Raw genomic sequence first — 24869 nt, 5'->3', positions numbered from 1 at the left:
CGGCCAGGACGCCTAGCCGGGCGCGTCCGTCAGCACCTGGTAGAAGTCCGGGCTCGCCCAGTCCGCGCTGGCCGACGCGGCCTCGAAGCTCTCGGGTGTGGGGCCAACGAAAGCGCCGCTCTTGTTGCGCAGCAGCGGGTAGATCATCTTGTGGTCCAGCGCATAGGCGAGCTCGACGTACCCAATGGACCCCTTTACGTAGTTGACGTAGCGGGCCATGCCGTCGTTGCCGCTGCCGCCGCTGCCCACCGGCCACTTGACCATCGTTCCTTCGCCCACCTTCGTCTTCCACTCCTCGCTCACCTTGGAGAGGTAGTTCGCGAAATTGAAGGTGGTGCCAGACGCTTCCACCCGATGCATCGCCGTGATCTGGAGATTGGGCAGGGTGAGGTCGGGGTTGAGCGCGGCGATGGCCGGGTCGTTCCAGCTCGAGAAGGCGGGCAACGAGGCCGGCCTGATTTTCGCCAAGGTGCGCACCTTCGAGGAATTCAGCCAGGAACCCCAGTACAGCGACGCGCTTTCCCGGATGCCCCTGATCAGCGTGGAGAAGATCGGAGACAGCGATCCTGTGCCCTTTAAGGAAGGGGCGAAGACCCCCCTGGATGGCATCCGTGCGTTCGGCATGGGCCACGTCATCGCTGGCGCTGGCATCGGCCGCGACCTGGCGCAGTACGGCGCCGACGTCCTGAACATTTGGCGCCCCGGCGACTCGGAGATCGAAGTCTTCGAGTGGGATGTGCAGGTCGGCATGCGTCAGACACCATGCACATCCGACGCATCGTCACCGGCCACGACCGGAAAGGAAACGCCGTCTTCGTATCGGATGCGGCTGCGCCGTGTACCTCCGAGGTCGAGCACGTTCCCGGCTTCGTCACTTCGTTGTTGTGGGAGACGCCTCCTAACGCGACAGTGCCCGCGGGGGAAGGGGACCCGGCAGTCTCAGCCAGGTCATGGACGCCACCGCCAGGTGGCACGAACCTGATGTTCATCACGTTTCCTCCCGACGCTGTGATGATGACTCCCGACTTCGATCCAGCTGCCGCCGGCGGTGAGTACATGCGAGTGCTGCACGGCTTGGCTGAGAAGTTCGAGATGGATCACCCCGGCATGCATACCTCCGACTCCGTTGACTACGGCGTGTTGATCGACGGCGAGCTACATCTCGAACTCGACAATGGCGTTACGAAAAAAGCTTGCGCCGTGCGATGTGATTCGTGAAGGATCTCGTCGATGCGCACCAGGGCTTCGTTCAGGTCCGCTCGGAGGGAAAGGACCGCGGAAGCGAGTTCACGATCAGACTGCCCCTTGGGCTGTAGCGCCACACCCCTTGCTGCTGCCGCTGAAGCTGCTTGGCCGCACGAGAGGTGCAAAGCGATCGATACCGCTGTCAGCCCACCTGGATTCTCCAGGGAGTCGGCATGTTCGACGGCTATAAGTGCGGCATTCAAGCCTATTGGGGACGAAGCGGGAGCGATGTCGGTTTGGGCCGGCACTGACCGGCCGCTCCGCGCCAGACGCCGGCGCAGTGCGAGATCGCGGGCACGTAGATTGCGTAAGCCTTCGCAAGCAAGCTGCGGAACATCTGCATGCTTGGATGTGGTGCATTGATTGTCTCCTCCACCCTCTCTTGGTGGATTTGCCCCGGGGTTTGCACCCCGGGGCTTTTCTTTGGTGCCTTTGGGAAACCCGGCTCGTGGCGAGCCGTTCGGCGGCGGCCCGTGTTTGGCCGATGCAACCGCGCGCAATGCGCGGCGACGCGATCAGCGGACGCAGGCATGCCGGGCGGAGAGTCCGCGACGGAACTCGACCTGCCGCGGAATGCGGATTCGAAGCCCAAATCGAAGCACAGACCCCATCGAGAGCGTCAAGGGCGTCCGAGGTGCTGGGAACCAGCACGCACCTATCTATCGGTGCGCCCAATTGCACGAGGCGAGAACTTCGATCTCGTCGGCATCGGCCTACGGATGATCGCGGCGAGGTGACCTACCTCCGGCCTGCCGCGCGCCTAACAAATGGCTTCTCCCACGACGCGTCTATGAACCGTCGCACCGTTGGCAGCGAGGAGCGCGCGCGGGCCAAGCCCACCGAAAGGACCGACATGACCAACCCATCCCAGGACCGCTGGCCGTTTCCCACAGCGGATTCCCACCAACCCCTGCCGGACGCTGAGAAGCCGAGCGTCATCGACCCGACGGAAGATGCCCTCGACTCGGGTGTCGAAGAGTCGTTTCCGGCCAGCGACCCGGTATCCGTGACAGTGAGCAAGTTCATCCCCGATGCCGCCAAGGCACCCAAGAAGGCTGATTGAGCGTCTGCGGCGCCACGACCCGTTTTGTTCTTGCCGCGTCCCCCGTCACACCGCTCACGATGCGGCACCCCGAAAGGAAGCCCTCCATGCTCGCCATGAACTATCGAGGCCCTTACCGCGTTCGCGCAGTCAGCATGCCTGACCCGGTCATCGAACACCCCAATGACGTCATCGTCAAGGTGCTGCGATCCTGCATCTGCGGATCCGACCTCCACCTCTACCATGGCCTGGTTCCCGACACCCGGGTGGGAACCACATTCGGTCATGAGTTTGTCGGACAGGTTATCGACCTGGGCAGCTCGGTGCAAAACCTCAAGCTCGGAGACCGGGTCATCGTGCCGTTCAACGTGTTTTGCGGCACATGCTACTTCTGCCAACGCGAGCTGTACGGGAATTGCCACAACACGAACCCCCAGGCCACGGCAGTGGGCGGCATCTACGGCTACTCTCACACCGCGGGCGGCTATGCGGGAGGGCAGGCCCAATACGTAAGGGTGCCCTTCGCGGACGTCGGCCCCACGAAGATTCCCGACGAGCTCCTGCTCGAAGACGCCGTCATGCTGACGGACGCTTTTCCGACCGGATACCAAGCGGCCGAAATGGGGGATATTCGCGAAGGCGACACCGTCGTGATCTTCGGTGCGGGGCCGGTCGGCATCTTCGCCGCGAAGTCAGCATGGCTGATGGGCGCGGGCCGGGTGATCGTCGTCGACCATGTGGACTATCGCCTGGAATTCGTGCGTAGTTTCGCGCAGTGCGAAACGATCGACTTCAAATCGGTCGACGACATGGCGCTCCATATCAAGATGATGACCGACGGGCTCGGCGCCGACGTCTGCATCGACTGCGTCGGCTGCGAGGCGGCCGGCAATGCACTGCAGCATCTCACCGGCGTCAAGCTCAAGATGCAGGGCGGCTCCGCCACGGCCCTGCACTGGGCCATCAATTCCGTGCGCAAAGGCGGCAACGTATCGATCGTCGGCGTGTATGGGCCGACCTTCAACGCCATTCCGATCGGGAACGCCGTCAACAAGGGACTGACCTTGCGCATGAACCAGGCCAGCGTGAAGCGGCACTTGCCGCGACTCATCGAGCACATTCAAGCAGGGCGGATCTTGCCGCACCGGGTGATCACGCATGTCATGCCCCTGGAAGAGGTGGCCGACGCCTATCACATCTTTTCCAGCAAGCTGGACGGATGCATCAAGACGGTCCTGATACCGCCGGGTGTGACGGCGTGAACGAGGCGGCACGATCATGCAAACCCAAAACCATACCCAAAACCAAGACCGCGAGCAGCATGCACACATCGTCGGCTGGGGTGCCGATCTCGACAGGTCCAACCGGCCCGCCTACCCCATGGAGCGAACGCCTGGGCGCCTGGAAAGGATGCCCTGGACGGAACCGCCCGAGCCCCAGCGAAAGCACGTCGAAGTGCTCCGCTCCAACGAGCGGCCGACCCTGACGCCGGTGTTCGGTTCGACCTGCCCGCCTCGCGGCCTCAGCGGCGTTGTGCGTCGCTCGGCCTTCGGCTTCAGCGAGAACGACCTGCGCCACTGGCTGCTGCTTCTTCTGGCCGATCGCGTCGACGTCGGGGAAGGTCTGATCGAAGACCTCGCCCACGGCCATCTGCCACGCGTCTACAGTGAAATGGGCGGCGCAGCCGAGTTGAAGCACAACCCCAAGGGCGCCGCAAGAAAGGCCCTCACGCTTGTCGCGCTTGTCGGTGTGGCCTACCTGGCGCTGCGCCGCAGGCGCGGCTGAGCGCCAGTCGGATGGCCGGCTCTCGGTCCCTGTGGGATGCGGTGATGGGGTCACTCTAGGGATCGTTGCGACGCGTCGCGTAAGCCCGGGCCCACCGGCTCGTGTAGGCGAAGCTGCCCGGTGAGATCCCTTCGTTCCCGCAGCGCGCTTTCGCATTGACGCCCGTCGAGCAACTTGACGCATAAATCGGCCCGACTGCGCACGCCATGTAGGAGTTGGATGTCGCCACATCGCGCGGCTTGGTTGGTCTGGCATCGAGTTCGGCGGTCGTTTTTCGTCCAGCTGGACTTTTTTGAGATGGACCTCGCATGACTGCCTCATCGACGCCCCCCACCGGTCAGACCGACCCTCTGTCGCTCGGCGCATCGCCGCTCGAAGCGGAGATTCGTGCATTGGATCTTGAGCGCGACCCGCAGCAGCGCGCTGCGGAAGACGACCGCGAAGATGATCCGGAGCAGGACCGAATCACCAGGATCCGGCGGGCTGCGTATGAAGCCTATCAACGTCGTGGCGGCCAGCCGGGCGGCGACGTCGAGGATTGGCTCGAGGCCGAAAAGGCTTCGACCAGCCTGCGGGCGGAACCAAGGCCGAGTAGTCGCGATCGGCTACGCCCCCATATGGCCGCAGCGCGCGCCTTGTCGGTGAATGCTTGAGGTTCCGACTGAACACGTGCCGCGTGACGCTCGCGACGTGCCTTTCATCTGAATCGACTTGAGATTGAAGCTGTCTGCACCTCCGAGAGGACGCCGTCGCGCGGCCCTCGACGTCTCTGAACGCACATGCGCGGCAAGACGTGCGTCGACATCTCGGGTCTTCCCATCCCTCGCGAGACACCATGCGCGACATCCTCCTCGCCCGGCGTACCCGAGTTCGAAGACCCGGAGTGGTCAAACCGGTTGAACCCGACACCGAAGCTTGATCTGATTGCCGCTGAGCATCTGGGACCAGAGTGCCTTCAGGCTCACTGCCTGCTCTCCCCACATGGCCGGCACCCCGCCGCGCAGCAGGCGCTGCTCGGCGCTGCGAAGAAAGAAGGCGCTGCCACTCAGCGACAGGGTGAGCGCGCTCGCGTCCGTCGCGCTCAGCCTGAGCTCCCCAAAGCCGGGCAACTGCTGAATGGATTCGATCCGCAGCGTGAGGGGCACAGGCGGCTGGCCCGCGATCGCGTGCGTTGCGACGCCTTTCTTTACCTTTGCGGCGTGCGCCTCGCCCGCATCTGGACGGGTGATCATGAGAGCGTTCCTTTCTTCCTTCCTCCTTCGACAGGCGGTGCAATGTCAGCCGGGACACTCAGCCATGCGATCGTGACACCTGGCTTCGGCTCTCAGCGACGACCGCTTCCGCGGGGTAGTGAGCCGCCCGAATGCTCACGCAAGGTCCGAGCGGGACTCAGCCTCCACGTCGCCGCGCCACTTTGCGCTGGCGGCCAATCCAGCGCTTGACGAGGGCGTCCCCCACCGCCAAGGCCGCCAAAACGACAAGCCGTTTGGTCAACACGCGCGCCCCGTCGCACGGGCGGCGTCAGACCCGCTGGGGTCCCATAGATGGCATCCGGCGATCTCCGGACCCGCGCGCATGACGGTCTGCGGCGCCAATCCCCGAACGGTGGGCAGCCGCGGGCAATCCGCATTCCTGGTTCATAGGTCCCGCTGACGGCCGCCAAGTGTGGCGCAGTAGGAGGCAAAGAGCGCACCCAATACCAACGAAATGAATATGAAAAGCGAGCCATAGGCGGTTGCCTTTCGTGCTGAGTCCGCCATCGCCTTCGCCTTGGTCTTGGTCTCTTCCAGAGTCGCTTTGGCGCGCGTGTAAACGTCATTGACGCGCTTCTCTGCATCCTGTTGGCTCAGACCGGTGCGCTGCGCGACGACCTGGCTTGCGTAGCGGCTGTCTTCAGGAGATAGCGTACCCGTGCGCAATGCATTGGCAAAGATCCGCCCTACCTCCGCGGTCGTCGCCCGGTCCGTCGTGGCTTGACCTCCCTCTGTCTGGCTGGCCCCGCCCGATGCCGGCGCCGCGCTTGGATCCTTCCGGAACAGGGAGTCAGTCATGTACGCCATGGGGCCGCTGCTCCCATCGTCGCTCGATCGATTCGCTGCAGTCCCTGCCGCCGCGGTTGCTGCGGTCGCTGCGCCGCCGGCCACAGTAGTGGCCACACCCATTCCGGCCTTAGCTCCAGCGCTCACCGCTGACCCGACGGCGGATGCGATCAGCGCGAAGGTCACTAAGGTAGCCACGGCCCACGAGAGGATCCCGTGTGCGGTGTCGCGGAACCGCGCCTCGTCCGTATGAATTCCGGTCCACTTCGTGCGTAAGCGCCCCGCGAGGTATCCGCCCAGGCCGGAAGAAGCGAGCTGGGTGAAGGTGATCCAGAAGATGCCGGCGATGCCGATCGTTTTCGCTTCCGCACCCTCGCCCTCCCAGGGAGACGCTAGGCCCAGTCCCATACCAGCGCCCAACACCATCATTATCAAAGTCAGCGCGGCGGCGACGGCCGCACCGGCGAACACGGCGCCCCATGAGACCCCCGATCTGGGAGCTTCAAATGCTACCGAGTCATGGCGTGGGCCCATGGCTGTAACCGGTGATTCTTGAGCGTAGGTGGCCATTGCGTCGTCCTTCAGTGTTGGGTACGTCGCATGGAACGACCCACGCGCAGGCGGCGGTGTACGCAAGGCTCTCTGTTGTAGGTAGGCGTCGCCCGACTCGGACGACTTCCGCGCCCGGCGGGTTCCTACGCCGAGGACCCGCGAGTCGGCGAAATGTGGGGCTCCTAAGGAGACTATTCCATGCCAGACACCAGTACCAGCGTGAAGCAGCCCGCCCCGCCGATCGACCCCACTAAGGAGACGGCGAAGATAGAACCCGGCGGAGAGGGACCAGGACCAACCGGCCCCAATGACGGCCCCAACATCACGAAGGGAACCGAGCGCGGCGCGCCCGGCACACCAAGCACTCCCCCAACTACCTGACATCGGAGACACACATGCCAGACGACACAACGAACCGCGGCACACAGGATCGCGCCCGTATCAATGTCAACGAGGACCACGAGGTCCGCTATTGGACCCAAGCGCTCGGCGTGTCCGAAGCCAAGCTACGCGAAGCCGTAGCCGCAGTCGGCGTCAGTGCCGACGCGGTGCGCCAGCATCTAGGTAAGCCTCACAAGTGAGGCCGACCGCTCTCGCGCGACGCCTCTAGCCGGACCCCGGGCCCGGCCGCGCGTCGAATCACTGCCTAGCGCTGTCGTCGCCCGTGGCTTCCTCGGCTTGCGCCGCGTCTGTGCCGATGTCGGGCGTGCCCGGGAAGCCAACCTTTTTGCTCGCCTCGCGTCCCATTCGGCTGCCCTCCTCAGGCGGGTCCTGCCCGATGGCGCGGCTCTGCTCGATGTTGCGGCCCGAGGACGCACCACGGTCTCCAAGCCTTGCTTCATGCGCCGGTGAGGGAACCGCGGTGGGTCGCTTGTCTTCAGTCATTTCGATCTCCTTGGACGAATCTCAAGACTGGTCATACCGCGAAAACGGCGAGGTAGTAGTTCGCCCAGCTGTACGTAGGAGACCATCGGCTTCTGCGGCTTCTGCGGCTTCTGCGGCTTCTGCGGCTTCATCGGCGTCGGCGGGCGAAGCACGGACACGCAATCCGCGGCCTCACAGGTAGATTTCTCGATTCATGTGCCCACCTTGAGGAAGTCCCAACTGATGACTGACCGTCTCCGCTCGATCGCCGTTACCGTGGACGAACCCGATCCGGGCGTATTTCATTGGGTGCTGATCGAGAGCACGGGATGCCTCGGTTTACCAGGAGCTTGAAGCTTCCGGAGGCCGCTACGACATCTGGGCGCATGCGCTCAGGCAAGGGACGGAGCGGCTGATGGCGCAATCGACAAGACGACACCGTGGCCGACTTGCCGATCATGGGCCCTAACGACCGTCCCGGTCCGAATCGCCCGGGATGGCTCGTTCGACGTTGTCGCTGAGCCGCTGCCACGCGTCGCGTGTGGCGTGCTTCGCTCGTTCCCATTCCAACGACGACCGGCCGCGAGCTGTGCTCCAGTCGCGACCGAGGTCGGCTTCAACATCGTCGAACTTCCGATCCGGGTAGCGCGAATACGCGTCTACACCGTAGCGGTAGGCGGGCGAGTAGTCATCGTAGCTGGTGCCGGCTTGGACATAGTCCCGGGTTGAGTAGTTGTCGCGCCAATAGGCGTCCTCAGCGACCGGGTCGGCTTTGACCGCTCGGCCAGCCAGTGCGCCGGCGACGGCGCCGACCGCTGCGCCGACGGCTGCGCCAACAGGACCAGTCATTCCGCCGACGGCGGCGCCGGCGGCAGCGCCGCCAGCTACTCCGCCAGCCACTCCGCCGACGACGGCGCCTACGCCGGTCGCAGTACCGGTCCCGTCCTTGTCAGCCGGCACTCGAGGATCATTCAGATCAGACATTGCAGGTCTCCTGGTAAGTGATTGGAGACAAAACAATGCACCGTTGGGCCGGCCGCGTTCGGCCGTGTGGAGCGCGTTAGCCTGCGAGAGAGAAGCGGCAGCCGATGCCGGTCGGAGCCTACGTTTCGAAAGCCGAGACTCGGCGTGCAGTCGACCGAGTCAGCCCTTCTTCCCGGGTGCAAAGACTGATTCCAATTCCTCAAGCGCAAGGCGAACCTGCGCGATGGCCGCGGCCAAATCTGCCAACCCGCCCTCCGGCGTTGCTCCTTCAGGCGGATCCATCACGAAGCCGAGACGCTCGCACGCAAGCACCCACGTCAACTGGGCCTGGCGCTGCTCGGGTGTTCTGTTCATCACGATCCTCCTCATGGCGGTTACATCCTACCCATTCATTACCTGAGCGCCCACTCGCCAGGGAATGAATCGCATTAGCCTCGCCGGAACGAAAACCAGAGACGGTGGAAGCAATGGCTGGTCTATCAGTCTTCCTCGTTGAAGACAATCAGAAGATTCGAGATCACCTCGTTCCGGCCCTTGCAGATCTGGGGTCGGCAAGCGTGATTGCAATCGCAAAATCTGAGCCGGAAGCGATCGCGTGGCTCGCTCATCACAAGGGCCAGTGGGACTTAGCGGTTGTCGACCTTTTCTTGGAGCAAGGGAACGGTCTCGGCGTCGTCGAATGGTGTCGCGGGAGAGAGCCCCATCAACGCGTCGCCGTACTGACCAACTACGCGACTGATACCATGCGAAAGGCGTGCCTCAAGGCTGGGGCAGATGCGTTTTTCGACAAGTCGACCGAGCTAGAGCAATTCTTCGAGTTCTGCCTGGACAGAAGCTAGCGGATTTCAATTCGGCCTCAGTTTCCAGAGCGTCGCAGAGCGAGCAGGTAGTCGTTTTGCGGCGACGCGCAGCCGACCAGGGCTAGACTTAAGCGAGTGGAAGGGCCGTGCTGTTCATATAAGGCTACCTGAAAAACGCTAATAGGCGCTGGAGTTCCGTGCGCTGGAGTTCCGAATGACTCCCCTGGGGTTGCCGATTTCATCGGGCATATATCCGGCCGCTGAAAGGCAGATCCGGCACTTGGCTGCCTCGCCTGCTCAAGAGCCACCGTTCGGCTTCACGATGGCGCTGCCAGACGGCCCCGCCCCCAACTTTCGCGCGAAGAGCAGCTGAAGGGCGCCTCGAGGATGTCTGAAGAACACAGCACCGCACAGGTCATCGCGGCCGCCGAACGTCTCCTCTTTGGCCGAGTGGACGTCCGGTTCGACAATCGCGCCGCGCGCGGGGGCGTCATCGTGTTTTCGCCTCCTACTCCTCGCGCATCTGCCCTCGGCGAAATCCGGGGGCTTTTTTTGCTCACGACAGCCTGACCGGTTCCTCGGCGCGGTGGCATTCTCGGAGCGCGCTCATGAACACCAGCGCCTTCGCGCGCCCTCGGCGCGCTGTCCTGCAGTCAAGGGCTGTGCGCGCCTGCAAGCCAACTCCATGACCGCTGTGCACCAACTGAAGCTGTTTCTAAAAGGCCAGAACCATGTCCACAGATCAAAGCATCCCCCTTTCAGACGGCCACTCCCTTGAATACCGCGGCTTCCGCTTTGAGCTACGCGCACCGGGCGCGCGCGGCGGCTATCAACCTGTCGTCGTTTTGTTCGAACTCCTGCGGATGAGGAAGAGACGCAACTGCCCAACGACACCGAGGAAATTGTCTATGGCACCGAGGCGGAAGCGATCCGTCATGGCGAGCAACAGGCGATGCGCTGGGTTCATGACCGCACCGGCGATGGGCAGGGGCAATTCTGAGTGGCGCTCGCGATGCTCCAGTAGAACGCGCGCCGCGCAGTAACCACAGCAAGCGACGCAGCAGGAAATCGCTGTGGTGGCCGGCAGGCCGCTCTAGCCGTCCCGATACAGACTGGGGATGGCACGCCTAGCGTGCTCTTGACCGGTTCCTCGGAACGAGTAAGCGCGAAACTCGCTGGATCCGACGAACTGCCTCGCGGGCGACGAGGTAGGCGTGGATCTCGTTCTCGCTCATGACCGCCCTGCCAGGTCCTGAACGCCTACTGGCCGCCAAGCCGCCATCCGAGAGGGAAGCGCCAAATCTCGATGACATGATCAACTCCTTTCTCAAAGTGACGTGCGGGTTAGAAAAGCCGTCTCAGCGGTCGTCGCTTCGCTCCGCTGGCCGAATTACTTCGCGAGCGCGCTCCGCCGCGATCTGGAACCAGCTGTTCCGGGCAGCGCCTCGGTTCTTGCTAGCCTCAGGATAGTGGTAGCGCAGCAGTTCACGGTTTCCCTTTTCTGTGATCGCCAACACCCGGGCACCGCGCTCCGGAGGCTCATCCACCAAGGCCAGCACCAACCCGGCCTGGCGCAGTATCCTGATCGCGTCGACGTCTCTCGCTGCATTGAACGACTGGGGAAGGGGAGTGGCAGCGATCTGCCGCAAGAATTCAACCGACATAGCAACCTCCTCTACAAAGTCCGCGAAGCAGAATATCGACGGCCCAGCGTCGGTCAAGTCAGAACGCACCCAAGCCCCTGTCGGCCCTTGTCTGACAGGGGAAACACAGGGTCCTCGTGCCTTGGCTGTCAGGCCGAGTCCGAAGAGTAGCCGGCCGATTCAGCCGCAGGCGACTCATCAGCTCTTTGGCGGTCTCATCAGCCTGCTGGAGCTGACGCACCCGGTCATTGATGACGCTCAGCAATTCGTGCTCGCCGCAGACCAACGTGGCGCCGGAGCCCGGCCCGCCGTCCGTCATTTCGCCAGGGAAGGACAGGTTCCAGTATGGCCACCCGGCGGGCATGACTTCGATGTTGTAGGCGTCGGCCAGTGCGAAGGCCGGGATGGCTACCGATTCGAGGAACTTGTGATCTGGCGAGGCGATTGGCACGGGACGGTACGCTTTGACGGTGAAGGCAAAGCGCACTGGCATGTCGAGTTCCAAGGTCCCGGCCCGAACGAGTGCCGTGAGAGTGGTCGGCGCGCTGCCGGTCCAGGCGGCTGCTTCATTGCCCAAGAATGCGAATGCATCACCGGACTCGCAGATTACAAAAAGCCGCTCACAAGGGCCTGGAGATTGCGCGTAAGCGCGGAGCAACTCGCCCATGAAAGGCCGTCGCCGCTCGTCGGCGTAAAGGCGGTGGGGCTCGTAGCCGAACCGGTGCAACGCCGCGTGACAAGCGTCCTCGGGTGAAACCTCGGCATTGACCCCTGCGAGCCCTTTCAAGGCTTCAATGCACTGCCAAAGCATCCGACTGACCTCGGTCAGTGGCTGCCCGGTGATTGCAGCGATCGCCGCGGGGATCGGCTGCACGGCGCCCGCCCGATCTCGAATGATGGGACTGAGGGCGCGTGTGGACGTCGTGGTCATGCAGATTCCTTGGTATGAAGATCCAGAGCGGCGATCAATTGCGCTGTCTCGCCGTCCCAGGCGTCCGGATTCACGAGTACCTTCTCCGGCCTTTAGCTGTTTCCTTGCGCGCCTTCCGGGCGGATGTCATTCGTCCAGACGGTGAGCGCCTCGTTGATTGACCGTTCTACTCGCGTGAGCGTCGCGAAGCCGTTGCTCAGCTTCGCTTCCCGCACGTAGGACTGCGCCACCCGGATGCTGTCGTATTCGATACACGCGGCATCGAAAGCGACAATGCTGTCGATGGACCGCCCATCGATCGAGTCAAGGCTAGGACCGAAGGGGAGGGCGAGCGTCTTCCGGGCCTGCTCTTTGTTCTTGTGAATGCCAGCGAAGGTGTGCGCAAGGACGAGCTTGAGGACGCGCTGTCCGACCTCCGGCGCGGCGACGCTCTAGCGTCAGGCGATCGCCAGCACTCGCCCAATCCGCAGGATTCACGGCGGCGTCGAGGTATGCTCCTGTCGTGCAGCGCGCCGCCGCGATCATCGGTTCCGTGATCTTCCTGGTCATTGCTCCGGGCACGCTCGCCGTGTACGTCCCTTGGTACTTCACGCACTGGCACTTTGCGCCTCCGCTATTCCCGATTGCGCGCGTGCTCGGCGCCGCTTTGATCGTGGCCGGGTTGCCCATCTTGCTCGATTCGTTCGCTCGCTTCGCGTTGCAGGGCCTCGGCACACCGGCGCCCGTGATGCCTCCCAAGCGCCTCGTCGTCACCGGGCTCTATCGCTACGTCCGCAATCCGATGTACGTGGCAGTCACGGCGTTGATCGCCGGCCAGGGCCTCCTGTTCGGGAGCGTCGCGGCGCTGGGGTACGGCGCGATCGTGTGGGCCGGATTCTTCTTGTTCGTTGTCGCCTACGAAGAGCCTGCGCTGGGCGAGCAGTTTGGCGACGAGTACAAGCGCTACCGGGCGAACGTGAGGCGATGATTGCCGCGCATCACGCCATGGCGCGGGTAGGTGTCGAGAACGCTGCGTGCGCGTCGTCGCTTCACGCGCTACATCGCCAACCCCCGGTACCGGCTCTACGCGACTTCTGTCGGTGGCAACGGAGTAGGGCGCTGCTACTCCCGCAGAGCGCCACCTTGCAGTCGTCCATGCATGCCTATCTGGAGGGCCGCTTTCGCTGCACATCAGCCGCATAACTGCTGAAGGCGAGAGGCAGGAGAGGCCCGGAGCAGACGTACGCCGACCTTAGTTCGACTCCGCAAAGCGGACGCAGGCCAACGAAGCATTAGTAGCAGCTCAGGGCCGCGTCATCGGCGAAGGTAGCGGGCATTCCTTGACCTTCATGCGCCCTATGCTCCCATTCCATAACGCGCCTGTCACGCGAGAAGGCGCAGCAGCGCTTCTCTGGCGCGGAGCCTGACAGTCAGCTCGCTTGAGATGCGCAACCTGACGGAAGGGCCCGGCGAATGGGCTAACTGCCGGCAGCCCGCAAGCCGACACCATAGCCAGCACCCATCTCCGAGACGACGGCCTAGCGTTCGAGCTGCCCCTTGTGCTAAGGCCGCGGCTGGATCTGAGAAGACTACCCCGACCAGCTGAGCGCTCCGTCGCCCCGCACCCGCTTTGCGGTGAGGGCGGTTCGGAGGTAATCTCGGCGCATGAATCCGCGTCCGGACGGCTTTGCACGCCGGCTCATCGTCCTCGGTGCGGCAGCCGGCATCGCGCTTGGCGTCTGGCCAGCCGACCGCCCGCGGCGCATCGGCTACATCTCGTTTTTTCCGCGGCCAAGCCCCGGCGCCGTGCCGGTCTTCGATGCCTTTTTCGCCGGCATGCGCGAGCAGGGCTACGAGGAGGGCCGCGACTATGTGATGGACTGGCGGGACACCGGGGGCAAGCCGGAGGGTCTCGACGCGCACGCCGCCGCACTGGTGGCGGACGGCGTCGACCTCTTCTTCTGTCTTACCACCGGCGCGGCGTTGGCCGCGAAGCGTGCGACGAGCGCGATCCCGATCGTGTTCGCAGGGGTGAGCGATCCGGTCATGAGCGGCCTGGTCCCGTCGTTGGCGCGCCCCGGGGGCAACCTCACCGGCATGTCGGCCGTCGATGACCAGTTGCACGGCAAGCGGGTCGAGTTGCTGCGCGAGTTGCTGCCGCAGGCCCGCGAGGTCGCGGTGCTGTGGATGCCCGACTGGGTGGCCAACCGCAACGAGCTGACGCAGATCGAGGCGCTGGCGCCTCGGCTCGGCATCCGCATCCGGCGGGTCGAGCTGAACCGTGTCGAGGACATCGCGGCTGTCATCCCGCCACTAGGGCGCACGCGCACCGACGCGTTGTTCATCCTCCCAGCGCCCTGGCATGTCTACTCGAGCGCCGAGTTGGTGACCGCAGCGACGCAGGCACGCCTGCCGACCATCGGCGTGGAGCGCTACCACCATGTCGGTGGCGCCTTGCTGACGTACGGGGCGGACTACGCCGCGCTGGCGCGCCGCGCCGCCGGCTACGTCGACCGGATCTTCAAGGGCGCCAAGCCCGCCGACCTCCCAGTCCAGCAGCCGCTAAAGTTCGAACTGCTGATTAACCTGAAGACTGCCCTTGCGGTCGGTGTCGCGGTGCCCAATAGCCTCTTGTTGCGCGCCGACGAGGTCGTGCGTTGAGAGGCTGCGGGGCGCTTTGACCGCCGGCCTCTTCGCCTGCAGCCGACTGTCGCGAAGGTCGGCTCCTGGCCGCGTGCCGAAATCTAAGCGCGGCCATCGAACGTCGGCTCCCGCTGCGGAGCGCACTGCGCGGCGAATCACCGGGATTGACGGCGGGCGTCACGCGTGTACCTGCAACGTGGAAAGTTGCTGCACCCCACGAAGGGCCCGTACGTCGACTTTCTGAGCCTTAGGAACCGAAGCCGCGCTGGCCCGCGTCGTGCGCGTCTTCGGCGCAGCGCACCCGCGCCATGCGTACCTGTTCGCCAATCGACGGGCAAACCGCATGAAGGTGCTGGTACACGACGGCATCGGTGTGTGGCTTGCTGCGCGCCGGCTCAACCAGGGCAAGTTCGCGTGGCCCAAGGATGCGGGGCCCACACTGTCGTTGGACGCACCCTCAACTCGACGCACTCGTGCTCGGCTTGCCTCGCGCGCGATCTGCCCGAGGAGGCGCGGCGCGCCTCCCTGACGCGCCACGCCCACTCGACGCGCCCGATCGTGGACGGGCGCCGGACGCCTGATACGCGTGGGACGTGTATGCCTTTTTCGAAGGCTGAAGACGCCGGCACCGGCTGCGCCTTTCAGCGCGTCAGAATGGCCGCTGTCATTCACATGCCGATCACCATGGACAAGCCGCACCGCCTCTACTTCTACCCCGACCCCGAAGACTTTGAGTCGGACTACGGGGCGGTCCCCAGGGATCGCGACTTTCGACCCGACCTCGATCCAAGCTCCTTGCACGTCGGCGACACGATCTCGTTCGGTGGCGACAAGCGGGTCGCGTTTGTGATCAAAGCCAAGCACGTGTCCGAGCTGGACGGCAGTTGGAACTGGTATCTGGAGGTGGGGCGGGGTCGGCACCCTTGGTTCGGATAAGGAGGCATCAGCCGGCGCGTGGCCGCGAGCTGCCGCCCCACCATGCCCATCGAAGGGGACGCGCGCAGGACCTGCACGGGCACCGGGCCCGGCGTCTGTCTACCGGGCCTATGACGGCGGTTCATATCGCTGTGCAGCGACCTCCGGAGACTGCAGCCGCACCTCCCTCTGCTTGGATAGTTGCGTGGCCACGTGCTGAGTCGCCATCGATCCCGTCGAGTGCAGCATGCGTAGTTCGGCAACGCAGCGACCGATCCACTCGCTGGTGGAGACGACGTAACCTGCACCCGAGTCGTCCGGGGGAAAGTGGACGGTTGAAGCTCGCTGTGGGTCAAATCGATAGCCGCGAACGAACGCTGCAATCGGAATGGCGGTTTCCTCTTGCGAGTGAAGATACGAGTGGTTGAATCTGAATCGAAACCAGGAAGATCGAGGAAATCTCGCCACCACACGCTCCTCCAGGTGAAGGAGCTTGTTTGGGATTATCACGAGTTTGAATCGAAAATGAATCCCAACTCGCGGATCCTCTCCCATGGCCAGCGCCCTGAGAATCGCCCACACCAGTTGTGTCGGCAAGACCGCGAAAGGATTCAAAAGCATCAATGCCATTCCGAGTGGAAACATCCATGCGATGGCAGGGCCGGGTGGCGAGGCGTTTATGATAAAAAAGATCGGCAGCCCAAGCACCAAGATCAAGGGCGGCAAGATCATGAGGACAACGCTTGCGGCGGCCAACATGACGGGCAGCACGCTGCTCACGGCACCGAAAAGCGACAGCCCACGAACAGTTGACAAGGCCTCATCAAATTTCGTTCGCAGCGAAAGAACGTGCGCGGGGATGCGACTGTACTCATAGGGTCGCAGCACACTCGCGGGATCGAGGTCCTCCGCTGTGACGCGCCAGTAAAGCATGAGGACGCTGGTCAGGCCGAGCCAAACGGCAACGAGCACAATGGCGTACAGCCAATGCACGCCAAGCATTTGGCTGAACGCATAGGCCAGAAACTGCGCACATGCGAGCCAGACCAGCCAACTCCCGAGCGGGAAATCGCTCAGCATCTCCAGCGGCAAGGATTTGCGCTCCTTAGCCTCGATGAATGGCGTCGAGAGGCAAACCACCATCGAGATCGTCTTGCGGGTTTCCGAGTCGTTGGTGAGCGCCATGAGCGCCAAGTTGCCGCCATGGCTATGCGCAAGGAGCATGTTCAGGTTCTCATCGGACTGGGGCGGCAGCGAGGCAATCTTTTGCCTCAATTCTGCGGAGCCTTTTTCGCGGGCCGCATGCGAGTTCGCCCCGGTCCATCCATGCCGCACCCACTTCACTTCGTATTGTTCTTTGAGATGCGCCTTCAATGCGCTGCAAAGGACGCCTTCTTCCAGGTTGATCGATTCCCCCCACGACGCCGACGGCGTGACCTAGACCGCCCACCAGGATCCTGATAGAGGCCGTTGGACATGGCGCCGCTCGGACTCTACCGCCGTGCCACCCGGCTGTGGATGCCGTCTGGATGGTCAAGGCGCGCGGGCATCCGGATTCGGTTCCCGCAGCAGGTGGGGAACACGAGCGCCGTTCTATTGACCACAGCTATCGCCAACGCGATGTCGATGGATGCCGTATAGCGAAAGCATCACAACAAGACCCGGGGAGAACACCATGCAGCCATCCAAGGACCTGAAGCTTTTCCTCGTGGCCGCGGCGCTGGCCTGCGCTGCGGCGCCGGCCCTCGCGGCCGGCAGCACCGCGCCGGGGATGAGCGTGACGAACAACCGCGCCGTGAGTTCGATGTTCAATTAGACCGAGATCCAGCAGGTGGACTCGACCACGTACCAGAACGGGCGCGATTACACGGACTCGAAGATCCTGCCGGAGCAGCAGCAGGTCAACATCGTGAACCAGCAGATGATCGACCAGGTGAACAACCTGTACTGGCAGATCGCGGTGTCCAACAACACGATCACGTGGGTGAACAACAAGCGGGACAGCAACGCCGCCGCGATCGATGGCCGGATCACCCTGGTGCAACTCCTGGCCGAGCAGGCCCTGTCCCACGCCGGCGGCGGGGGTGGGGGCGGCAACGTCGTTGGCAGCTGGTCCGGGACGGTGACCAATGGGGTCAGCGACGCGCAGACGTCCGTGACCGTTGGGGGTCTGTGCGTCACGGGCATGCCTGACAACGCGGCGCCCAAGTACGGCAGCGGCAGCAACAACTTCTGGATGAACCAGGCCTGCCCGCCCGGCTCGGGCGCCCCTGAGGACGCTTGTCTTCGGCGCTTCACCACGCCCGCTTCGGCGGGCTTAGTCGTTTCTGGCGGGATCTAACGACCGCGTTTGTATAAAAAATCTGTGCGGCGCACGCCCCGCCGCTTCGGTGCAGCGCAGACCAGGCCCGGCTGTGGGCGCAACCCTTGAGCCGTCTAACATCCCGGACATCGAGCCCACTTTTTTTGCAGGATCTGCGTTGCCGTGCGGGGTGCTCCTTGTGACCATTTCGAATGGGTGTCCAAAATTGGGGTTGAAAGCCACGAGGCGCCGTTCCAGAATGGCCGCCGATTGGGGCCCTTTCTGAGAAGGAGACGATCATGACCAAGTGCGCTTACCCTTATTGCCAGAACAATGTGGGCGATTGGGACATGTACTGCTCGAAGCATCGCAACCACCGAGAGCCGCCAATTCCAAGATCGCGCGTCCTGGGGATGATCCTGGGCAGCACCGCCTCCTCTGATCTCTCTGATCCTGCCGCCTCCCAGAGTCCGCTGGAAGACTTGCCTCCGGACATTAAGCTCCCGCCAGAAAAGTAAGTTCCAAGCTCGCTGGCGCAGCGGCAACGCCCCTTCATTTGCCGTCAGGAATGAGCCGCAAGGCAGGAGGGCGCTGTCTATGGCTTCCCCGGTTACCACCCAGGACTTCTTCAAGGTCGGGCTCGATAGAGCGGAAAAGGAGTACGCGCTCCTGTCCGACACCTGGAAGCACATCGACACCAAGGCGCAAGCCACAGCCACGATCAGCGGCGTTTTCGTGGCTGCAGTGTTCTCGTTTGTTCGGAACACAAACCTCGCGCTCGAGGAGTACGAGAAGTGGCTTCTGTGCGTCGTGATCGTTCTGTTGGTCGCGACCATCGCGCTGGCCGTTATCGCGATTTTCAACAGGCCGACATCGAACCCTTGGTCGGCAAAAACTGTCCTGGACAAGTACGCCACGAAGGCAGCCGATACAACCAAGGAAGTCCCGCAGGCGCCACCCTCCGGAATTCTCGACATCCTCATCCCGGACAAGCGCCGAAGTCTTGCCAAGCAGAGCGTTGCAGAGGAGCAAATGGCGCGACTGGTGTTCGCCGTGTCCAGGGACCATGCGTTGGTCAACGCGGACTTTCGGATCGAACTGGAGAAAAAGGCGGTCTGGCTCATGGCGGCACAGATTTGTCTGCTTTGTTCCGCCGCGGTTGCCGCTGCACTGACGCTGATTGCGATCGTCACTGGCGCGGACATGGCCAGCGCCAGTCGCGCAGCTGCTGCTGCGATGCAGCCGTGTGCGCCGGCGCAACCTGATCGTTGACCACGCGTATCGGATTGGCCTGGCCTCCAGGCACATTGGCCTTCGCCGCGTGGTCGCCGACTAGCGGCCCGTGGCTCGCTGAACGCACACTTGATAAAGCGAGAAACTGAGGCCCTCGCAGTCGGCGAGCGTCGGTGGACTCGCGGCGCGAACGCACTGCTGATACAGCGAGGGACTGATGCCTTCGCAGTCGGCGAGCGTTTGTCGAGCCGATTGCTGAACTTCCACATCCACCACACGCGGGCAACTGCGATTTTGAGCCGGCTGCATCGAACGCGCACGCGCTGAATTCCGCTGTGTGGTGGCCCTCCAACGTCAGCCCCGCTTCTGGCCGACCGCACGCTGGGAGCCGCACTCCGCGCACAACCAGACGCGGTTGCACCCTAGCGAGCGTGCTCATGTCCAACGCCCTTTGTTGGACACGTGCAGCACGATCTCTCGCCAAGCGCTCTTGAACTCGCCGGCGATTGCGATCGCTACGGCTGCTCGAGTTGCGGATCCGACCCAGACGGCAGGTTGCCGACCGGCACCCGGCTTTTCTGCAGGATGTAGATCTGCTTCGTTTCGATGCCGTCGTAGGTGTTGGTCTCGACGAGCACGCGCTGCTGAATGAGCGTCGCCTCGGAATTCGAGTTCGTCTCGATCTCCGTGAGTTTCTGCAGCACACCCGCCGAGGTCTGCTCGTTCATGAGCGCGGCCTTGTTTGCCGGATTCAGACCTTCGCTCGCCTTCAATTTGAACTGGTAAAGCTCCAGGCCGAACCCGACAAGCTGCAGGATGCGGCCGCTCTCCGCTGCCCTTTGGGCTTGCGCCAGTTCCTCGTACAAGCGGCGGTTGAGTTCATCGAGTTCCTTCAGCGCCGCCGTCCGCTGGTTTTCCAGCTTGGTCATCTCGGATTGCAGATTCGCATCCCGGGTCTGCGCCGCGAAGGATCTGGCGAGACGTCCAACTTCATCCTGGCGCGCACGCACCCAATCGTACTTGGCGAGTTTGCGCTCGCCATACAACGCAAACGTTCCGCGCTTCAACCAACTGAGCTGGCTGTAAGCAATCTTGATCGACCCGTCACTCGACTTGGTGAACCAGTAGCTCAGGCTCGCCTCGGGATCCGGTTTGCCCCCCTGGCTCAGTCTGTCGCTGGAGGTGTAGGCGAGGTTGGCATCGGCGGGCGAACTTCCGATCCCTACGTACTCGAGACCGCTGCCGATCAGGCTCTGATAGTCGCCAGAGTCAGTCTGCGAGACCTGCACCGGAATGATCACCAGCACGCCTTTCGCGTGCTGAAGATCGTCGGCAACACGCGGGAGGATCGACGCGACGCCCTGAGCGATCCTCATTTGCACGCCTTTGTTGTTGATGCCGGACATGGCGCGGCCAATCAGCTCGACAAACGAGTCGTGTGCCTGCGCTTTGCTCATGTCCGGCGGGGGCATGTTCGGCGGTAAGACAACAGTGCCAGCCCGCGTTTCGGCCATGCCGGCCAACGGCGTGACCCAGGCCAAAAGCATGGCGCTCGCCACGAGCCACCGTCGGCTCATGGCGTCGCCCCGTCGCCCACCGGTGGCAGATCGGCCATCAGTCGCTTGACCACGCGAAGCTCCTCCGCGACATGCGCCAGGCACTCCTTCGAAAAGGCCTGCTTGATGCGCTGAACGTTGACTGAGTCGAGCACCTGCTGCGCAGCGTCCAGCGGATACCAAGTCTCGCTGTGTAGCTTGGTCATGGGTGGGATGTAGGCTTCCAGCTTCTTTTTCTTGTTCTCATCCTTTTCGGCCGCCGCCCTTGTCCGAAGCCCTTCGATGTATGTCGTCATCTGCCAGCTGGCCCCGGCCTCGGCCCCCTTCATGAAGCGATCACGTGATCGGTGCTCTTGGGAGACTCTGTATCTGAATCTCTGGTCCAACCACGCCGTGTCCTCGTTCCAGAAGTCGTACATCTTGTTCCGGTAGGCTTCCTCAGAGCCTATCCGATAGTCGGTCAAGGCGTGCGAGAAACACTGACTGCGATCAAAACCGGCGACGCCATGGGTGTTGTAGTAGATCCCCCCACTCGGCGTGATCAGAGCGTGATCGTAGAATGTCTTGTCGTTGCGCAGGTTCTTGAGAAAGAGGGCGCCTGAATGATCCACCGCATCGCGCTTGATCTTCGTGACCATGACAAGCGTGCTGCGTCGGACTTTGATGACCTTGCCGGGGTAACTCTGGGAAAAGATCTCTCCCTCCACGGTGTTCACGACGCAAACATCCGCCGGCGACGATTTGTAGGCCAGCACCGCGAGGCGGTTGACAAAGCGCGTATCAGCAGTGTTCAGCGAATCTTTCGATTCCTTGTCTGCCGCTGCGATGACATTGGCCTCTTCCTTTAGTGCCCGATCGAGTTCCCATTGCGCGGTGTAGTCATCGGGCTTGCTGAACCTGTTCAACCATTTGAGATGCTCCCTCAGTGTCAATGCCAGGTACGTCTCAGAGAAGAACCCGTAGCCGAAGGCCATGCAGTCGAGCGCGACACAGGCCGAGGTGAGCGTCGAGGCGTAAGACGACGCGCCGTACTGCCACTGCATGAGCCTGTTGCGTTGGAGGTTGAATTCTTTCCACGCCTCCTGGAGTCTTGAATAGATCGTCGCTTGGTCTGGACTAGGATTCGCAGGATCCAGTGAGATCGCGCGTAAGCGAGCTTCTTCGATGATCTTCTGCCATTCCGCGATCGCGGATTTCATCTCGTTGCATCGTTCGAAGGCATATTGCTGCCCCATCGCATCTACGATGGTCCGATCGAGCATCGCCAGCTGCTCGTAGATGCGGCTGAGCGTCTTTTGAACCTGCGCCAGTTGGTTGATGGCCAGATCAAGCTTGCCATTGATGGCACGCAGCGTGGCGCCCAGTCCGCCATCTCCGCCCAGCGCTTCCCGGATCGCGCGAATGGCGCCGATCGCCGTGGTGGTCGCTGTGACGGGGTCTATGGCCGCAGCGGCAGGACGTGACACAAAAGCCCATGGGACCGACGCCACCGTCGACCACGAGGCCCCCCCAAGAGCAGAACGAAGCACCTCACGCCGATTCATAGCGTCGCCTCCCTCCATAGGATTTGGCGATCATGACAGCCAGGTTCAACCATGACAAGGAACCGGAATCGCATACGTGTCGATCTCGAGCTACAAATCACCTATTTTGGGGACGTCGGCCGTTGATCAGATGTACACATTCGGCCGAGCCACATCCCCCGCAGTGATATGGCTACGCAAATCCCTTCGGATCGCATTACGAGGACAATCAACATGAAGATTGGATTTCTTTTCTGCGTTCTCACGAGCGCTCTCTTGATTTCAGGCTGTGGTGTTGTCGAGGGCAGCAGCTCTCAATTGCCCGAATCGCCAAGTGCAGTGCGGGGCCCTGCTGACATGGTCGTGGCGCAACTCCACTGCACCGCGGGAAGAACGTATGTCGAGTATTACAAGTGCAGCGGCGGAACCCAGAAGTCCGTGACCTGCACGGTTTGGACGGACCTCAATGGCAAAACCTGCAGAGGCGACACTTGCACACCGACCAAAACGTGCGCGCCTGGCGAATAGCGGTCCTGAGCTTGGGAGCGAGTTCGGAAGGTCGGAGCGGCGATTCTTCCCTCTTCCCAAAGTCGCTCCGGAGTTCCTGCCCATGCAGCCCTTCGGCGCTGCGCCCCCCATATGCCGTTTCGGCGTTCCGGCTGCTGCTAAGGCCTCGCGGCGCCATGGCCGGCTCCGCTTTTGCCATTGGCTCGCTTTTGGAGGCGTGTCCCGCAATGTGTTAGCAACGATCGGCGCGCCATGCGCGAAGGGGACCACGGTCATGTCGTCTGCGGAACTCCAGCGTCAGTGAGTGATGGGCCAAAGTACATCTGCGAGATTCCCGCTTTTGCCGCTACCGCTTCGCACCGACTGCACGGCCGCGAAGTGGAGTAGAGAACTGCTCCCAGCAAGCTTTCGCGCCCCAGCTTGAGCTGCGCATCGCGGATTGCCTCTCGTTCCGCATGAGCATCGGGATTCCGATTCTTCACGACCCGGCTTGGCCCTTGGCCAACGAGCTCGCCATCCAGCACCAGCACGGCGCCGTACGGTTGGTCACCCCAAGACTCAGCAAGGCGCTTCATCTCGGCAGCGGCTTCGTACCAGCGAGCGCTTGCCTCGTTGGAAGGAATCCGGGGCTGGGCAGATACCCTCAACATGCTGCCGGCGAGCAGCGCCGCCCCACTGCCTAGCAACATTCTCCGGCCGTTCGGTGGCATATCAATGCATCTCAGTTCCACGACCAATCGTTCGCCCGACCCGCTGAGCTTGGCCGAAGCATGCCCGCATGCGGCCACCCAACTCGACATGGAAATCCATGTCTGAGCATTTTCGCCGTCTGCGGCAAAAGATCGTTTGAAGTCTCGCGCGTCAAGTCTCGACGGAGTGCTTCGCAGCGATTGCGGTCCTTCCCCTCTTTGAGCGCGGACGACTGCCTATCGCCGCTTTCCGGCCATTCCGGGCGCCGCACTGGCACTTCTGCAGTGAAGGGCCATGGCGGAGCGATCCCTTTCGACGGCCAGCAGATCCGGGCGCGTCTGGCGTGCGCAGATCGCGGGCGTGGCCATCCTAGGTCAAGGCTGCGTCTGCAGCTCGGGCTCCCGGTGCACACCTATGCTCCTACGCACGATGCAGCCATGGGTGACCTCCGCCAGCGCCAGCGCGACGAGAATCATGCCGGCGCCCACGAGACTGAGGTAGTGCCTGTCAATGACGAGGAGCACCAGCCCGCCCAGCACGCTGGAGCAGGCCAGTCCACCGTAGGTGGCCGTGTTGTTGAGTGCCAGCAGCAAGGGGGCGACCTTCGGTGCCATCTTCACCAGGCGGTGCTGCTGCGGAACGATGACGCCCCAGCCGACGAACCCCCAGATCGCCAAACACAGTACGGCGCCCGCCACCGAAGTGGATGCCCAAGGCAAGGCGCAGAAGTTGATGATGGCGATCGCGAGGGAGGCATTCATTACGCTGCGGCTGCCGAAGCGGTCGACCAACCGGCCGGAGGCAAGGTTTCCGATCAGGGCGGACACGCCCCAGAACAGCAGGAGCGTCGCGAGTATCCGCTCGCTGCCGCCAGTGACGCGGTCCAGCACCGAGCCCGCGTACGTGTAGACCATCAGCAAGCCGCCGTTCGCGAAGACGTTCGTCAAGAGCGCGAGCGTGACGCGCAGATCGCGCACTGGCGCGAATCGCTCGCGCAGCGTGATGCGCTCGGGCGCACGCACGGAGTCCAGAAGCCACCAGACGGCGAGCATCGCGGACAGGCCCAGCATCGCGACGAACCACAGGGTCGTCCTCCAGGTCCCGAGCCCGCCGATGAAGGTTCCCAGCGGCGACCCCAGGGCTGTCGCACCTGCCAGGCCAGCGGTCACGATAGACAACGCGCGGCCTCTTTTCTCCGGCGCAGTGATCGTCGATGCGACGCCCAGCGCCGTCGGCGCGAACATTGCCGCACCCAGGCCTGCCAGTGCGCGACTCAGCAGCACGGTGTTGAGGTCGGTGGCCAAGGCGCTGATGGCGTTGCCCACGACGAAGACGGCCAGCGCAGTGACCAGTAGCGGCTTGCGCGGCCATCCGCCGCCGACCGCGGCCATCACCGGCGCCATGATGGCAAACGATAGTGCATACACGGCGACCATCTGGCCCGCGAGGCTGACGGAGGTTCCGAGGGAAGCAGCGACGCTGGGCAGGATGCCGGCAACGACGAAGTTGTCGGTTCCCATGGCGAACATGCCGAGGGCGAGGACAGGGAGACGACGGTCCATGATCAGTGTTCTTCTAGGTTCTTCTGGCGGTGTGCGGGTGCCCGGCACCCGTCCGATCCAACCAGGTCAGGCGC

General features: G+C 63.1%; 28 protein-coding genes. 14 read left to right on the top strand and 14 right to left on the bottom strand.

Annotated features, from left to right (window positions below):
• Positions 1-12: 12 nt before the first annotated feature.
• On the bottom strand, positions 13-468 hold the full coding sequence (locus QTI04_RS13095; RefSeq protein ID WP_286616051.1) for a substrate-binding domain-containing protein: 456 nt from the start codon (positions 466-468) through the stop codon (positions 13-15).
• Positions 469-981: 513 nt separating this feature from the next.
• On the opposite strand from QTI04_RS13095, the gene QTI04_RS13090 reads away from it, so the two are divergent.
• From QTI04_RS13090 to QTI04_RS13070, 5 genes are all read left to right on the top strand, one after another.
• Positions 982-1218, top strand: a complete 237-nt coding sequence (locus QTI04_RS13090) for a hypothetical protein (protein WP_286616050.1) — start codon at positions 982-984, stop codon at positions 1216-1218.
• 817 nt (positions 1219-2035) lie between these two features.
• On the top strand, positions 2036-2308 hold the full coding sequence (locus QTI04_RS13085; RefSeq protein WP_286616049.1) for a hypothetical protein: 273 nt from the start codon (positions 2036-2038) through the stop codon (positions 2306-2308).
• A gap of 86 nt (positions 2309-2394) precedes the next feature.
• Complete coding sequence (locus tag QTI04_RS13080) at positions 2395-3549, top strand: zinc-dependent alcohol dehydrogenase (RefSeq protein WP_286616048.1); 1155 nt, start codon at positions 2395-2397, stop codon at positions 3547-3549.
• A 16-nt stretch (positions 3550-3565) separates the two neighbouring features.
• Positions 3566-4072, top strand: a complete 507-nt coding sequence (locus tag QTI04_RS13075) for a hypothetical protein (protein ID WP_286616047.1) — start codon at positions 3566-3568, stop codon at positions 4070-4072.
• A gap of 308 nt (positions 4073-4380) precedes the next feature.
• On the top strand, positions 4381-4725 hold the full coding sequence (locus tag QTI04_RS13070; protein WP_286616046.1) for a DUF2934 domain-containing protein: 345 nt from the start codon (positions 4381-4383) through the stop codon (positions 4723-4725).
• Positions 4726-4959: 234 nt separating this feature from the next.
• On the opposite strand, the gene QTI04_RS13065 is transcribed toward QTI04_RS13070, so the two are convergent.
• Together QTI04_RS13065 and QTI04_RS13060 are read right to left on the bottom strand one after the other, a co-directional pair.
• On the bottom strand, positions 4960-5304 hold the full coding sequence (locus QTI04_RS13065; RefSeq protein WP_286616045.1) for a hypothetical protein: 345 nt from the start codon (positions 5302-5304) through the stop codon (positions 4960-4962).
• Between the two features lie 405 nt (positions 5305-5709).
• Complete coding sequence (locus QTI04_RS13060) at positions 5710-6681, bottom strand: hypothetical protein (RefSeq protein WP_286616044.1); 972 nt, start codon at positions 6679-6681, stop codon at positions 5710-5712.
• 377 nt (positions 6682-7058) lie between these two features.
• Between QTI04_RS13060 and QTI04_RS13055 the strand changes: the two genes are divergently transcribed.
• The gene (locus QTI04_RS13055) at positions 7059-7244 is read left to right on the top strand and encodes a DUF3606 domain-containing protein (RefSeq protein WP_286616043.1); all 186 of its coding nucleotides are present in this window, start codon (positions 7059-7061) and stop codon (positions 7242-7244) included.
• Between the two features lie 58 nt (positions 7245-7302).
• Here the strand turns inward: QTI04_RS13055 and QTI04_RS13050 are convergent, their stop codons facing one another.
• The 3 genes from QTI04_RS13050 to QTI04_RS13040 form a co-directional block, all read right to left on the bottom strand.
• The gene (locus QTI04_RS13050) at positions 7303-7548 is read right to left on the bottom strand and encodes a hypothetical protein (RefSeq protein WP_286616042.1); all 246 of its coding nucleotides are present in this window, start codon (positions 7546-7548) and stop codon (positions 7303-7305) included.
• 444 nt (positions 7549-7992) lie between these two features.
• Positions 7993-8511, bottom strand: a complete 519-nt coding sequence (locus QTI04_RS13045) for a glycine zipper domain-containing protein (RefSeq protein ID WP_286616041.1) — start codon at positions 8509-8511, stop codon at positions 7993-7995.
• A 159-nt stretch (positions 8512-8670) separates the two neighbouring features.
• Positions 8671-8865, bottom strand: coding sequence for a hypothetical protein (locus tag QTI04_RS13040; protein ID WP_286616040.1), 195 nt, complete (start codon positions 8863-8865; stop codon positions 8671-8673).
• Between the two features lie 113 nt (positions 8866-8978).
• On the opposite strand from QTI04_RS13040, the gene QTI04_RS13035 reads away from it, so the two are divergent.
• On the top strand, positions 8979-9350 hold the full coding sequence (locus QTI04_RS13035; protein ID WP_286616039.1) for a response regulator: 372 nt from the start codon (positions 8979-8981) through the stop codon (positions 9348-9350).
• Positions 9351-10669: 1319 nt separating this feature from the next.
• Here the strand turns inward: QTI04_RS13035 and QTI04_RS13030 are convergent.
• Both QTI04_RS13030 and QTI04_RS13025 read right to left on the bottom strand, forming a co-directional pair.
• Positions 10670-10975: a hypothetical protein gene (locus tag QTI04_RS13030; RefSeq protein WP_286605295.1), complete on the bottom strand. Its 306-nt coding sequence runs from the start codon at positions 10973-10975 to the stop codon at positions 10670-10672.
• A gap of 58 nt (positions 10976-11033) precedes the next feature.
• Entirely contained in the window at positions 11034-11885 is an 852-nt protein-coding gene (locus QTI04_RS13025) for a hypothetical protein (RefSeq protein ID WP_286616038.1), read from the bottom strand.
• Between the two features lie 502 nt (positions 11886-12387).
• On the opposite strand from QTI04_RS13025, the gene QTI04_RS13020 reads away from it, so the two are divergent.
• Both QTI04_RS13020 and QTI04_RS13015 read left to right on the top strand, forming a co-directional pair.
• The gene (locus QTI04_RS13020; protein WP_286616037.1) at positions 12388-12852 is read left to right on the top strand and encodes an isoprenylcysteine carboxylmethyltransferase family protein; all 465 of its coding nucleotides are present in this window, start codon (positions 12388-12390) and stop codon (positions 12850-12852) included.
• A 677-nt stretch (positions 12853-13529) separates the two neighbouring features.
• Positions 13530-14525 carry an ABC transporter substrate-binding protein gene (locus QTI04_RS13015; RefSeq protein WP_286616036.1) on the top strand — a complete coding sequence of 332 codons (996 nt, stop codon included), beginning with the start codon at positions 13530-13532 and terminating at the stop codon, positions 14523-14525.
• 137 nt (positions 14526-14662) lie between these two features.
• On the opposite strand, the gene QTI04_RS34310 is transcribed toward QTI04_RS13015, so the two are convergent.
• Positions 14663-14845, bottom strand: coding sequence for a topoisomerase DNA-binding C4 zinc finger domain-containing protein (locus QTI04_RS34310; protein WP_369292797.1), 183 nt, complete (start codon positions 14843-14845; stop codon positions 14663-14665).
• On the opposite strand from QTI04_RS34310, the gene tnpB reads away from it, so the two are divergent.
• Positions 14773-15036, top strand: coding sequence for an IS66 family insertion sequence element accessory protein TnpB (gene tnpB / locus QTI04_RS34305; RefSeq protein ID WP_369292799.1), 264 nt, complete (start codon positions 14773-14775; stop codon positions 15034-15036). The genes QTI04_RS34310 and tnpB overlap by 73 nt on opposite strands.
• A 68-nt stretch (positions 15037-15104) precedes the next feature.
• Positions 15105-15443, top strand: coding sequence for a hypothetical protein (locus tag QTI04_RS13010; RefSeq protein WP_286616035.1), 339 nt, complete (start codon positions 15105-15107; stop codon positions 15441-15443).
• Between the two features lie 108 nt (positions 15444-15551).
• Here QTI04_RS13010 and QTI04_RS13005 read toward each other — a convergent pair whose 3' ends face one another.
• On the bottom strand, positions 15552-16796 hold the full coding sequence (locus QTI04_RS13005; protein WP_286616034.1) for a hypothetical protein: 1245 nt from the start codon (positions 16794-16796) through the stop codon (positions 15552-15554).
• Between the two features lie 301 nt (positions 16797-17097).
• Between QTI04_RS13005 and QTI04_RS13000 the strand changes: the two genes are divergently transcribed.
• From QTI04_RS13000 to QTI04_RS12990, 3 genes are all read left to right on the top strand, one after another.
• A complete protein-coding gene (locus QTI04_RS13000; protein WP_286616033.1) occupies positions 17098-17238 on the top strand; it encodes a hypothetical protein in 141 nt (46 codons plus the stop codon).
• 15 nt (positions 17239-17253) lie between these two features.
• The gene (locus QTI04_RS12995; RefSeq protein ID WP_286616032.1) at positions 17254-17763 is read left to right on the top strand and encodes a hypothetical protein; all 510 of its coding nucleotides are present in this window, start codon (positions 17254-17256) and stop codon (positions 17761-17763) included.
• 696 nt (positions 17764-18459) lie between these two features.
• The gene (locus QTI04_RS12990) at positions 18460-18996 is read left to right on the top strand and encodes a hypothetical protein (RefSeq protein ID WP_286616031.1); all 537 of its coding nucleotides are present in this window, start codon (positions 18460-18462) and stop codon (positions 18994-18996) included.
• A 476-nt stretch (positions 18997-19472) separates the two neighbouring features.
• On the opposite strand, the gene QTI04_RS12985 is transcribed toward QTI04_RS12990, so the two are convergent.
• The 4 genes from QTI04_RS12985 to QTI04_RS12970 form a co-directional block, all read right to left on the bottom strand.
• Positions 19473-20504 carry a hypothetical protein gene (locus QTI04_RS12985; protein ID WP_286616030.1) on the bottom strand — a complete coding sequence of 344 codons (1032 nt, stop codon included), beginning with the start codon at positions 20502-20504 and terminating at the stop codon, positions 19473-19475.
• A gap of 26 nt (positions 20505-20530) precedes the next feature.
• The gene (locus QTI04_RS12980) at positions 20531-22057 is read right to left on the bottom strand and encodes a hypothetical protein (RefSeq protein ID WP_286616029.1); all 1527 of its coding nucleotides are present in this window, start codon (positions 22055-22057) and stop codon (positions 20531-20533) included.
• A 758-nt stretch (positions 22058-22815) separates the two neighbouring features.
• Entirely contained in the window at positions 22816-23193 is a 378-nt protein-coding gene (locus tag QTI04_RS12975) for a deaminase (RefSeq protein WP_286616126.1), read from the bottom strand.
• 414 nt (positions 23194-23607) lie between these two features.
• On the bottom strand, positions 23608-24795 hold the full coding sequence (locus QTI04_RS12970) for an MFS transporter (RefSeq protein WP_286605108.1): 1188 nt from the start codon (positions 24793-24795) through the stop codon (positions 23608-23610).
• Between the last annotated feature and the right edge of the window lie 74 nt (positions 24796-24869).

It is taken from the genome of Variovorax sp. J22R115, assembly GCF_030317005.1.
In the GTDB taxonomy this organism is placed as follows: Bacteria; Pseudomonadota; Gammaproteobacteria; order Burkholderiales; family Burkholderiaceae_C; genus Variovorax.
This window is presented reverse-complemented; position numbering and strand designations above follow the sequence as displayed.